We start from the raw sequence: 11,495 nt of genomic DNA, 5'->3' as shown, positions 1-11,495 counted from the left end.
TCTATTTCACACACACCTTGTGGAATTTCTTTTTGCCTCGTTTCAGCACAAGACCTTCCTCTCCAAAAGCATCTTTGGAAACAGTATGTTTGATATCTGTAATTTTTTCACCGTCAACAGATACGCCTCCCTGTTCAATGGCACGGCGTCCTTCTGAACGACTTGGAACCAGTCCGGTTTTTACCAGCATAGTGATCAGATCAATACTTCCATCCTGGAAATCCTCATCAGTAAGCTCGGTAGACGGCATATTGTCTGTGTTAGCTCCGCCTGCAAAAAGAGCTCTGGCACCTTCCTGGGCTTTCTTTGCTTCTTCCTCACCATGAACCAGATTGGTAAGCTCATAGGCAAGAATTTCTTTTGCCTGGTTCAGCTGGCTTCCCTCCCAGGCTGCCATTTCCTCAATCTGCTCAATAGGAAGGAAAGTAAGAAGACGCATACATTTGATCACATCTGCATCATCCACATTTCTCCAGTACTGATAGAAGTCAAACGGAGATGTTTTGTTCGGATCCAGCCACACGGCACCTGACTGGGTTTTGCCCATCTTTTTGCCCTCAGAATTCAGAAGAAGAGTGATCGTCATGGCATGGGCATCCTTGCCGAGTTTTCTTCTGATCAGCTCTGTTCCGCCCAGCATATTGCTCCACTGGTCATCTCCACCAAACTGCATATTACATCCGTATTTCTGGAACAGCATATAGAAGTCATAGCTCTGCATGATCATATAGTTAAATTCAAGGAAACTTAAACCTCTTTCCATACGCTGCTTATAGCACTCTGCTGTAAGCATACGGTTTACGGAAAAATGCGCTCCCACCTCACGGAGAAGCTCCACATAGTTCAGATCCATCAGCCAGTCTGCATTGTTGACCATAAGGGCCTTTCCATCAGAAAAGTCAATAAAACGCTCCATCTGTTTTTTGAAGCAGTCAATATTGTGCTGAATGGTTTCCTCTGTCATCATCTGACGCATATCCGTTCTTCCGGAAGGATCACCGATCATTCCTGTTCCGCCTCCAAGAAGAGCGATAGGACGGTTTCCTGCCATCTGAAGACGTTTCATCAGACAAAGCGCCATAAAATGTCCTACATGAAGACTGTCCGCAGTAGGGTCAAAGCCAATATAAAAAGTAGCTTTTCCGTTATTTACCATTTCTTTGATCTCATCTTCGTTTGTTACCTGGGCAATCAGGCCTCTTGCCTGCAGTTCTTCCCAAACTGTCATATTTCTTTTCCTCCTGTTATAAAAAAGCCCGGTTCCTGTCCTTTTAGGACGAGAACCGGGTCCCGTGTTACCACCTAAATTCACAGGAAACTGCATTTTCCTGCCTCATTGAGCACGATAACGTGTGCCGATCCGCTGCAGCCTACTTGCCTGTTATACAACAGTCCGGTTCGGTGCAGAGCTCCGAGATGTATTCACAAAAGTTCCGCACGCGCCTCTCACCCTCCGGCAGCTCTCTGTGTGCTTTCCTGAAGTTACTTGTTCTCTTCCAAGCCGTTTCATATACTCTTAAAAGTATACAAAGCCCCTTTTTATTTGTCAAGAGGGATTGAGGTCAGTTTATCAACTTAAAGCAATAAAGGTTATTGTTTACTCCTTTTACATTAACCAGCCAAAACAAAAACCGCCAAAGGATGTCCTTTCATCCCTTCAGTCCCTCATCTTCATAAAGCTCTGTGCCGTCTGCCGCAGATGTGGCAAGCTGATCGCATCGCTCATTCTGGGGGTGATCCGCATGCCCCTTTACCCAGTGAAAAACAACCTGATGTGGTTCCTTTGCCTTCAGAAGACGCTTCCACAGATCCACATTTTTTACATCCTCATTTTTGCCCCGCTTCCAGTTCTTTTTCAGCCAGGAATCGATCCAGTGCTGATTAAATGCATCCACCAGATATTTGGAGTCTGAATAAAGATCTACCTGGCAGGGCTTTGTCAGAGCTTCCAGCGCCGCAATAGCCGCCATCAGCTCCATTCTGTTATTTGTTGTTTTTTTATATCCTCTGGACAGCTCTCTTTCGTGAAGCTGCCCTTTTGTGTCCACATAATGGAGGATTGCTCCATAACCGCCCGGTCCGTCCGGATTTCCTCTTGCTGCTCCGTCTGTATAGATTTTTACCTGCATATCTACCTCCTGCTCTTATATAGTTCTCTTGATACCCGCGCGTCTCTGCCGGGCATTCTCCAATATCATTTGGGGATTGTAAACAAAAATTTCATCTGCGTATTCTTTTCCGTATTTTTTGCAGATATAATCATAGGCATCCCCGATTCTGGAAACTCTTCTTTTTATTCCATGACAGTCTGATCCCACAAAATGAACCTTTCCTTCTTTCAGAAGCTTTTTGCAGAACTTCCTGACCGCATACCCGTTTTTTCCGACAATACTGTCTGCATTCAGCTGTATCAATGCTCCCATCGCAATCATATCTTCTATAAGTTTTATATCTTTTCTCATACATTCATATCGCTCTGCATGAGCAATTACAGGTCTGTACCCGTCAGACAGCAAAAGTCCCAGATATCTCCTTACCTGAGAAGCTGCAACAAATTCATGCAGTTCTGTCAGGACATATTTTGAACCTGCCATTGCAACCGCACATCTTGAATCCAGCTGGGATATCATATCTTCACTGGCATACAATTCGCAGCCCAGATAAAGTCTTATATCTTTGTTGATCTCCCACACTGTTTTTCTTAACAGCTGAAATTGTTTTTTTACTTCCAAGGCAGAAGGTTCAAACATTCCTTTACGAAAATGAGGCGTTACAATAATCCTGCGGACTCCCTGTTTATACTCTGCCTCCACCATTTTTACAGCTTCTTCCAGACTTGCCGCTCCATCGTCTACACAGGGAACAATATGGCAGTGCATATCAAATAATCCTGTACTTTTCATAAACCGTCATCCCCTTTATCTTCGTTATCTGACGCAGGATTTCCATACTCCTGTCTGTTCAAAATCTGCCGCTGCCTCCTCGGCTCCTTTTACAATTGCCGGATCATACTCCAACATGGAAAGAAGCTTTATGGCATTTCTGCTGGTAGCTCTGCCCTTTTTCAGAAGATAGTGGAACAGTACCTCGTGTTCCTGCACCTCTTCCTCAAAATGATAGTTCCGGTACTGTCTGTCCAGAATATATGACAGTTCAATGTCATGAGTAGCTGCAAAAGGCAGGATCCAGTCCCTGTTCAAAGCGCTGAGGATTCTGGAGGACGCAGCAATGCGCTCAATGGTGTTGGTTCCTCTTAAAACCTCGTCAATAATACAGAGAAGCGGCTCCTGTTTTCTGCCTTCATCAAGAATCCGTTTCAGTGACCGTATCTCCACAATAAAATAACTTTCCCCTCCGGAAAGATCATCCCGAAGAGCCATGGAAGTCATTACCTTCAACAACGGAGCTTCATAATGAGAACAGGTACAGGTAAGAACTGTCTGCGCAAGAATACTGTTAATGGCAACGTTTTTCAGAAAGGTGGATTTACCGGACGCATTGGAACCTGTCACAAGAACACTTCCGTCTGTTTCAATGGTATTAGCCACCGGTTCCTGTATGAGAGGATGATAAAGATCCTCTGCCAGAAGCCGGATATGCTTTCCTTTTTCCTCTCTGAAACAGGGGCTGCACCAGAAAGGAAGAAGCTTTCTAAAGGAAGCAATGGATATGGCCGCATCCAGCTCTCCCATATTATCAAGAAGGAGCAAGATCTCCTGTGTTTTTCCCTGTACCGTTTTCAGAGTTCCGTTATAAATAAGAATGTCCACATGAAAGAGCATTCTGATATAATCCAGCAAGAGCTGGGCCGGGTTTCCGGAAGTATCATTTCTTCCAGTGAGAAAAAACACCCGTTTTTTTAATCCGGAAAGGGCCTTTTTCCCTTTACGGATATACTCCATCTGTTCACTGATCTCCGGCCAGTCTGCTGTTTCCATTCTCTGAGCCGATTCCAGCATACAGAGAAAGCTGGAAAAGCAGTCCAGAAAAGGTCCAATACTCTGTCTGTCTTTTCCTGCATAATAATAAATCACGTTCACAGTACTTAAAAACATAAACAGCAAAAAGCCAGGTGCCGGATAAAAGGGCAGAATTCCCACAAGAGTCGCAACAAGCAAAACAAGCATTGCCCAGTGAGGACCTGTTCTTACCTGAGGCGCATCCTCCAGCGCCAGTATAGTATCTGACAACGAGCCATGCCTGGTTTTTCCCACATTTGACAGAAGAACCTGCATCTGCTCCCGTTTTTCCTTATTTTCAGCAAAAAAGCGGATCAGCTTTTCCCTCCGGTCAATATCCTCCTGACGAAAAAGCGGTCTTCTCAGCATATCATAAAGGACATCCTCTCCCGGAGAAGAAACCGTCTGATTGATCAGCATATAAATCCTGTCCATATCAAGATCATTCCAGGTAATGTCGTCAATCCAGAAACCCTCACCCTTTTTCCGGAGAAAATAATGAGAAATATTTCCCAGATCTCCGGCAGAGTATTCTCTTTCCGGTACTTTCCCATAAATCCTCTGGATCTTTCTCAAAATCCTTTTTTTCTGTTTTCTGTTTTCGTACAGGATCCAGACTGCCATCAGCAGAATTACTGCCGCAGTGAACAGGATCACCGTCACATATGGATGCATAAACTCCCCTTTCTTCAGAAATGTATCATTTATATTTTCATAATATTTTAAACTGAGTATACTGAAAATATTTTTTCATGTCAATAAACACTGTCACAATGGACATCCCATTCACATAAGATGAAGTGTAAAACAAATTTCGGAGGATTTTATAATGAGTGATTTAGCTGCTACAAACTGCGGGTGCGGAGAAGAGAGATGTGGCTGTGGTTGTGAAAACAGTTGTGGCTGCGGAAACAGCTGCGGATGTGGAAATTCTTCCATGAACAATATGTGGGGCGGTAGCTCCTGCAGTTGTATTCTCTGGATCATTATTCTCATGTGCCTCTGCGGCAATAACGGCTGGGGCGGAAACAGCTGCGGATGTGGCGGAAACAACGGTGACTGCTGCTGGATCATCGTTATCCTGCTCCTGCTTTGCGGCGGATGCGGCGGCAATAACGGCTGCTGCTGATCCATATGATTTTTTAAGGCAGAGGTTATTTCCTCTGCCTTTTCTGACGTTCTGCTTTTTGTTTTTCCCTGGCTTCTTTTTCCTTCTTCTGTTTCAGACACTCCAAATCTATTTCATAAAAAGCATTTCCGTCCAGAATCAGTTGCTGCTTTTTTTCATTCAATTTCTGTCACTTCCTGATTTGCTTTCTATATATTATATGTAACAGATATTTTCCAGGTACCCACTCACTGCCCGAAAAATTATCAGCATATTTTTTCAGCAGGATCATATATTAATAAAAAAGGAGTCTTGACTATGGATCAGGAACCCGTTTCTCAGACCGCTCTCGACCAGATGGTAAGCAGCGACCAGACACAACTCATTAAGGCAGCTGTTCCTTATCTCCCGCCTTCTGTGCGGCAGATTGTTTCTCTTTATACCAAATTGGAAGAACTGTCCAACACCATAGCTCTGTTCTCTCCAGGGCGTGCAGAGATGCAGATCTGTGAAAATACTGCTGCCGATCCTGTGGAAATGCTTCAGGATATCCGCAGATTCAGTTACGGAAAAAGTCGGGAAAAAGTAGATCAGCTGACCAATATGCTGATTCTCATACAAATGCTTCAGGTTTTAAAAGAATAATTGAAAAAAGGAGCTCCTATGGACAAAAACTGGCAAAATGACCCCAGACTTGCAGATATGGATAAAAGTAAACTGGAAATGCTTCAGAATCTTGCAGAACAGGGAACAGGCAAGAATGCCTCTGATATGCTCCCTTTTCTGATGAATGCAGCCTCCCGGGGAAAAAGTAGCGGACTTCATTTTTCTTCCGATGAGATCTCCGCTGTTCTGGAAGTTCTCAAAATGGGAAAATCACCTCAGGAAACTGCAAAAATTGACCGGATCGTAAGTCTTATGCAGATGATCCGGTAGGAAGTCAGTCGTTTTTGCTGACTCCCTCCATAATACATTCTCTTAAAAAGGCAAGTGCATGTGCGGTTGACTGCTCCCGTATCTTTGTGCGGTTGCCTGTAAAATGATATTCACGGACAACAGTCTTTCCATTATAACTACAGCCCATAAATACAGTACCTACCGGCTTCTCTTTTGTACCGCCACCCGGTCCTGCAATTCCTGTGATTGAAAGACAGATATCAGTTTTTGTAACAAAACAGCCGCCCTTTGCCATTTCTTTGGCGCACTTTTCTGAAACAGCCCCGTGAGTCTTTAAAGTAGATTTTTTCACACCAAGACTTTTGCGTTTTGCACGGTTGCTGTAGGTTACCATTCCCTGAAGAAATACATCCGATGCGCCGGGAACATTTACGATCCTGGATGCAATGGCGCCGCCTGTACAGGACTCTGCAAGAGAAAGAGTAAGCTTCTGGTCTTTCAGCATATCCACTACCGCTTCTTCCAGAGTCTTGTTTTCTTCTGTTGCAAAAATATTTTTGCCAAACCGGCTTTTCAGCTCCCGCACAACCGGCTTGATCAGTTTTTTACACTCTTTTTCGCTCTCTGCCTTGGCTGTGATCCTCAAATGAACTTCTCCGGTCTTTGCATATGGAGCAATAGTGGGATTAGACTGCTGTTCAATCAGATCCTGAATTTCTTCTGCCACCTGGCTTTCTCCGATGGAGCAGATTTTTACCATCTGTGAATAAATGATCTCCGGCTGTTTTTTACGAAGATACGGAAAAACTTCTTCCTCAAACATAGGTTTCAGTTCATTTGGAGGTCCCGGAAGAAGAATTGCTGTTTTTCCGTTCTTTTCAATGATAAGACCGGGAGCAGTTCCATTATGGTTGTCCAGAACAAGCGCTCCCTGAGGAACCATTGCCTGTTTATAATTGTTGGAAGTGATCCTGCGCTGCGCGTCATTTTTTTCGTACTGTTTCAGGTACGCATCCAGAAGCTCTCTGCTGTGAGCATCTTCCACAAGAGGAAGTCCCATAACTTCTGCTGTGATCTCTTTTGTCAGGTCATCCTCTGTAGGCCCCAGACCTCCGGTAAGAATCACAACGTCAGAACGGTCCAGCGCCGTTTTTATGGTATCTTTCATTCTTTCCGCATTATCTCCCACAACGGTCTGATAATACAGAGAAAGTCCAAGCTGAGCGCACTTTTCTGCCAGATACGCACTGTTTGTATTTACAATATTGCCAAGTAAAATTTCAGTTCCTACTGCTACCAGTTCTGTAATCATCTTTTACAGCCTCCTTTTTGTATCCCCGTTATCCTGAAACAGCCGGTTTTATTCCTGCATGGACAGGACAGAACGGTTCTGCCATATGTAAGTGATCAGTGAAATAACTGTAAGCGCCAGAGACAGCCAGATAAAGATCTGCTCCAGTACCGCAAAAATCCCTCCAAAATGAAGGATCAGAAGAATGATCATGATCATCTGAGAAACGGTTTTGAATTTTCCCCAGTAATTTGCAGCAATCACTACTCCGTTTTCTGCTGCGATCAGACGGAATCCGCTGATAATAAATTCTCTTGCAATAATAATAAGAACGATCCATGCAGGAAGTCTTCCAAGCTCGATCATACAGATCATCGCAGAACACACAAGAAGTTTATCTGCCAGCGGATCCATAAATTTTCCAAAATTGGTTACAAGGTGATGTTTCCTTGCCAGATAGCCGTCAAACCAGTCTGTAATGCTGGCTCCGGCAAAAATAACAAGGGAAATATATCGGTTTGCCTCTCCACCCAGATCAGTCAGTAAAAACAGAACCAAAAAAGGCACAAGTATCATTCTTCCAACAGTCAGTTTATTCGGTGTATTCATCTGCCAACTCTCCTATCAAATCATATTCCAGCGCTCCGGTCACGCGGACCTTTGCGAAATCTCCGGTCATAAGAAGCTCTCCTGTCTGGACGAAAATATAGCCGTCCACTTTCGGGGCATCTCCGTAGGTTCTTGCAATATAAGCGCTCTCCCCGGAAACTTTGCCTTCTATCATAACCAGAAGTTCCTGACCGATCCGGTCGTTCCCCTTTTCCAGAGAGATCTCCTGCTGAAGCTCCATGATCTCATCCCGTCTCTCTTCTTTAATTTCCTCGGGAATCTGCCCTTCCATCGTTTCTGCCGGAGTTCCCTCCTCCGGAGAATAGGTAAAGGCTCCCAGACGGTCAAATTCCATCTCGTCCACAAATTCCATCAGTTCCTGATGATCTTCTTCTGTTTCTCCCGGAAAACCTGTGATCAGCGTTGTTCTTAAAACAATGTCCGGAATCTCTTTTCTGAGCTTTTCTATGGTTGCAGTCAGCTGGGCTCTGGTTGTGCGGCGGCCCATTCTTTTCAGGATGCGATCACTGGCATGCTGAATAGGAAGGTCAAGGTAATGACAGATTTTCTTTTCTTCTTTCATAACCCGGATCAGATCATCATAGATTTCTTCCGGATAACAGTAAAGGACACGGATCCAGCGGATCCCCTTAATCTTACAAAGTTCCTTCATAAGAAGATGGAGTGTCTTTTTTCCGTAAAGATCTGTACCGTACATGGTAGTTTCCTGTGCAACCAGAATCAGTTCTTTTACTCCCTGCTCTGCCATATGCTTTGCCTGAGCGATCAGACGTTCCTGAGGGACACTGCGGAATCTTCCTCTCAGAGAAGGAATAATGCAGTAGGTACAGTGTTTGTCGCAGCCTTCTGCAATTTTCAGATAACCGTAATGACCGCCTGTTGTCAAAACTCTTCTCCCGGAATCTTCCGGCAGTTCATTGATATCCCGGAACTCCTGGAAATGGTTCCCCTGGCAGGCTTCGTCTATTGCTTTTAGAATATCCATATAGGAAGTAGTTCCCAGAACTGCATCCACTTCCGGGACCTCCTCAATAATTTCCGCTTTATAACGCTGCGCCATACATCCTGTCACGATCAGCACCTTACAGGTTCCTGCTTTTTTGTACTCTGCCATTTCCAGAATGTTTTCAACACTCTCTTCTTTTGCATCATGGATAAAACAGCAGGTATTAATGACAATTACCTCTGCCTCCTCCTCGGAATCCACGATCTCATGGCCATTACCTGTAAGTAGGCCCAGCATTTCCTCGGAATCTGCCAGGTTCTTATCGCAGCCAAGTGAAATAAATAATACTTTCATATGTTCTCCTGATATATATAAGGAGCGCTGCAGAATCATCTTTCCGCCGGAATCCTCAGAAGATGCCGCCGGGAGTTCGATTTACACCGCCCCTTTTATTTTTATTCTTCTGTTTCTGTTGTCTGTACAGTGCTTTCTGCTTCAGTCTCTGCAGTTTCCACTGTCGGCTCTGAAGTTTCTTCCTCTTCTGTATTGTCAGCCACGATCTTTACCTGTCCCTGATAAAATTCATCAATGGCTACGGACAGAGGTTTCTTTCCTGCAGCTCCTCTTACCATAGGCTCAGCGCCGGCGATCAGCTGACGGGCACGCTTACTGGTAGCCAGCACCAGAGAGTAGCGGCTGTTCAGCATCATGGTGTTGTCGTCTTCCTCTGCATTGTTGTTGATCGCCTGAATCAGTTCTGAATATGACGGATGTATCATATTATAAGTCTCCTTTCATTAATCCCCGGGATTCCTCCTGGATTCTGTTAATAAACTCTGTATTCCGCTGTGTTTTGCAGCGTTCACTTGAAATGATCCGGTGAAGTTCGTTTACACACTCCTCCAGGTCATCATTTACCAGAAGATAATCATAATCTTCCATTCCTTCCGCTTCCTCAGCAGCACGGCTGAGACGGGATTCGATCACTTCCTGTGTTTCCGTCCCCCGCCCTTCCAGGCGTCTTCTCAACTCTTCTACAGAAGGAGGTGTTACAAAAATAAGAACCGCTTCCGGTATCTTTTCTTTTATTTTCATTGCGCCCTGGATTTCAATTTCCAGGATTACATTTTTGCCCTCTTCAAGCTTTTCCTCCACATAAGAACGGGGAGTTCCGTAATAATTGTCTACATACCGGGCATATTCCAGAAGCTGATCCTGAGCGATCATTTCTTCCACTTCTTCTTTTGTACGGAAAAAATAATCCTTCCCGTCCACTTCTCCCGGTCTTGGTTTTCTGGTTGTTACAGAAACCGACAACGCATAGTCATCAAAGCTCTCCAGAAGCTTTTTCATAACTGTTCCTTTTCCGGCTCCGGAAAATCCGGATACCACTGCCAAAACACCTTTACTCATGTTCCTCTCCTCGCTCCTCATAATCGTAGGCTTCCGCAAAACGTCTTGCGATCGTTTCCGGCTGCAGCGCTGACAGCACCACATAATCGTCTGAAGTGACGATCACTGCCTTTGTCTTACGTCCCTGTGTGGCGTCCACCAGCGATCTGGTTCCTTTCATGCTCTGAACCATACGCTTGACAGGAGCCGCATCCGGACTTACCACAGCAACTATTTTCTGAGAATTTACTACATTTCCAAAACCTACATTGATCAGTTTTGCCACAGATTTCCGCCTCCGTTACTCTATATTCTGAATCTGCTCACGGATCTTTTCGATCTCAGTCTTCAGATCAATGGCAATATCAGAAATTTCAATATCATTGGACTTTGACAGAATCGTGTTGGCTTCTCTGTTCATCTCCTGTGCCATAAAATCCAGCTTACGGCCAATTCCTTCTTTTTCTGTAAGGATTTTTTTCATGCCCTGGATATGGCTATGGAGACGTACCGTTTCCTCGTCGTTGCAGATTTTGTCTGAATAGATCACAACCTCTGCGGCAATACGGTTATCGTCAATCTGAGAATCCTCCAGAAGTTCATGAACCTTTGCCTCCAGCTTTTCTCTGTACACCCGAACCACTTCAGGAGAACGGGCTTCCACTGCGCTTACCTTTTCGTCCAGCGCCTCCAGCTTGATCAGAAGGTCATTTTTTAAGTTTCTGCCCTCAGTTTCTCTTGTATCAACAAACCGCCTGCAGGCTTCATGAAGAGGTCCCTCAAGACAGGTCCACAGTTTTTCCTCATTGACCGGCTGCTCTTCCATAGTCAGAACCTCAGGATATCTGGAAAGCGCAGATACGCCAATGTCATTTTTCAGCTGAAATTCCTCTTCCATTTCTTTAAAATATCCCAGATACTCAGCTGCAAGATCACGATTGTATTTAAGAGCCACACTTCCGGCAGTATAGTCCTCATAAGTAATGAAAACATCCACCTTGCCCCGCTGCATGTAAGTTTTCATCAGATTACGGATCTGTCCCTCAAAAAGATTCAGCTTTCTGGGCATTTTAATGTTCAAATCCAGATATCTGTGGTTTACCGACTTCAGCTCTACTGTGATCTTCCACTCTTTTGTCACGGCCTCGGCGCGGCCAAAGCCTGTCATGCTTTTTATCATAATGTCGTCTCACTTTGCAGGTTACTTCTTTTTTCATAATGTACGCAGACATAATAAATATATGTTTACATACAGATTTATTATAGAGCATC

At 44.5% G+C, this 11,495-nt stretch carries 15 protein-coding genes and 1 other annotated feature; of the genes, 3 read left to right on the top strand and 12 right to left on the bottom strand.

Annotated features, from left to right (window positions below):
• Nucleotide 1 precedes the first annotated feature (1 nt).
• The 4 genes from tyrS to LU279_RS06380 form a co-directional block, all read right to left on the bottom strand.
• Nucleotides 2-1,228, bottom strand: coding sequence for a tyrosine--tRNA ligase (tyrS, locus tag LU279_RS06395; RefSeq protein WP_274421699.1), 1,227 nt, complete (start codon nucleotides 1,226-1,228; stop codon nucleotides 2-4).
• A 41-nt stretch (nucleotides 1,229-1,269) separates the two neighbouring features.
• Nucleotides 1,270-1,508, bottom strand: a binding site (T-box leader).
• Between the two features lie 141 nt (nucleotides 1,509-1,649).
• The gene (gene rnhA, locus LU279_RS06390) at nucleotides 1,650-2,129 is read right to left on the bottom strand and encodes a ribonuclease HI (protein ID WP_274421698.1); all 480 of its coding nucleotides are present in this window, start codon (nucleotides 2,127-2,129) and stop codon (nucleotides 1,650-1,652) included.
• A gap of 15 nt (nucleotides 2,130-2,144) precedes the next feature.
• On the bottom strand, nucleotides 2,145-2,903 hold the full coding sequence (locus tag LU279_RS06385) for a CpsB/CapC family capsule biosynthesis tyrosine phosphatase (protein WP_274421697.1): 759 nt from the start codon (nucleotides 2,901-2,903) through the stop codon (nucleotides 2,145-2,147).
• Nucleotides 2,904-2,927: 24 nt separating this feature from the next.
• Complete coding sequence (locus LU279_RS06380) at nucleotides 2,928-4,634, bottom strand: MutS-related protein (RefSeq protein ID WP_274421696.1); 1,707 nt, start codon at nucleotides 4,632-4,634, stop codon at nucleotides 2,928-2,930.
• A gap of 154 nt (nucleotides 4,635-4,788) precedes the next feature.
• Between LU279_RS06380 and LU279_RS06375 the strand changes: the two genes are divergently transcribed.
• Nucleotides 4,789-5,088 carry a hypothetical protein gene (locus tag LU279_RS06375; RefSeq protein WP_274421695.1) on the top strand — a complete coding sequence of 100 codons (300 nt, stop codon included), beginning with the start codon at nucleotides 4,789-4,791 and terminating at the stop codon, nucleotides 5,086-5,088.
• A gap of 25 nt (nucleotides 5,089-5,113) precedes the next feature.
• On the opposite strand, the gene LU279_RS06370 is transcribed toward LU279_RS06375, so the two are convergent.
• A complete protein-coding gene (locus LU279_RS06370; RefSeq protein WP_274421694.1) occupies nucleotides 5,114-5,251 on the bottom strand; it encodes a hypothetical protein in 138 nt (45 codons plus the stop codon).
• Between the two features lie 134 nt (nucleotides 5,252-5,385).
• Between LU279_RS06370 and LU279_RS06365 the strand changes: the two genes are divergently transcribed.
• Both LU279_RS06365 and LU279_RS06360 read left to right on the top strand, forming a co-directional pair.
• Nucleotides 5,386-5,712 (top strand): hypothetical protein, encoded by a 327-nt coding sequence (locus LU279_RS06365; protein ID WP_274421693.1) that lies wholly within the window; start codon nucleotides 5,386-5,388, stop codon nucleotides 5,710-5,712.
• Between the two features lie 18 nt (nucleotides 5,713-5,730).
• Nucleotides 5,731-6,003 carry a hypothetical protein gene (locus LU279_RS06360; RefSeq protein ID WP_274421692.1) on the top strand — a complete coding sequence of 91 codons (273 nt, stop codon included), beginning with the start codon at nucleotides 5,731-5,733 and terminating at the stop codon, nucleotides 6,001-6,003.
• A gap of 4 nt (nucleotides 6,004-6,007) precedes the next feature.
• Here the strand turns inward: LU279_RS06360 and LU279_RS06355 are convergent, their stop codons facing one another.
• The 7 genes from LU279_RS06355 to LU279_RS06325 form a co-directional block, all read right to left on the bottom strand.
• Nucleotides 6,008-7,276: a competence/damage-inducible protein A gene (locus LU279_RS06355; RefSeq protein WP_274421691.1), complete on the bottom strand. Its 1,269-nt coding sequence runs from the start codon at nucleotides 7,274-7,276 to the stop codon at nucleotides 6,008-6,010.
• A 48-nt stretch (nucleotides 7,277-7,324) separates the two neighbouring features.
• Nucleotides 7,325-7,864, bottom strand: a complete 540-nt coding sequence (gene pgsA / locus LU279_RS06350) for a CDP-diacylglycerol--glycerol-3-phosphate 3-phosphatidyltransferase (RefSeq protein WP_274421690.1) — start codon at nucleotides 7,862-7,864, stop codon at nucleotides 7,325-7,327.
• Complete coding sequence (gene rimO / locus LU279_RS06345; RefSeq protein ID WP_274421689.1) at nucleotides 7,848-9,185, bottom strand: 30S ribosomal protein S12 methylthiotransferase RimO; 1,338 nt, start codon at nucleotides 9,183-9,185, stop codon at nucleotides 7,848-7,850. Before rimO ends, pgsA begins: the two co-directional genes overlap by 17 nt.
• Nucleotides 9,186-9,286: 101 nt before the next feature.
• The gene (rpoZ, locus tag LU279_RS06340) at nucleotides 9,287-9,610 is read right to left on the bottom strand and encodes a DNA-directed RNA polymerase subunit omega (RefSeq protein ID WP_274421688.1); all 324 of its coding nucleotides are present in this window, start codon (nucleotides 9,608-9,610) and stop codon (nucleotides 9,287-9,289) included.
• Nucleotide 9,611: 1 nt separating this feature from the next.
• On the bottom strand, nucleotides 9,612-10,244 hold the full coding sequence (gene gmk, locus LU279_RS06335) for a guanylate kinase (protein WP_274421687.1): 633 nt from the start codon (nucleotides 10,242-10,244) through the stop codon (nucleotides 9,612-9,614).
• Entirely contained in the window at nucleotides 10,237-10,509 is a 273-nt protein-coding gene (locus LU279_RS06330) for a DUF370 domain-containing protein (RefSeq protein WP_274421686.1), read from the bottom strand. Before LU279_RS06330 ends, gmk begins: the two co-directional genes overlap by 8 nt.
• Nucleotides 10,510-10,524: 15 nt before the next feature.
• Entirely contained in the window at nucleotides 10,525-11,403 is an 879-nt protein-coding gene (locus LU279_RS06325; protein ID WP_274421685.1) for a YicC/YloC family endoribonuclease, read from the bottom strand.
• Nucleotides 11,404-11,495 lie beyond the last annotated feature (92 nt).

The organism is Blautia sp. XA-2221, from assembly GCF_028767025.1.
GTDB lineage: Bacteria > Bacillota > Clostridia > Lachnospirales > Lachnospiraceae > Blautia_A.
Note: the sequence above shows the minus strand (reverse complement) of the source record. Positions and strands in the feature narration are given on the sequence as shown.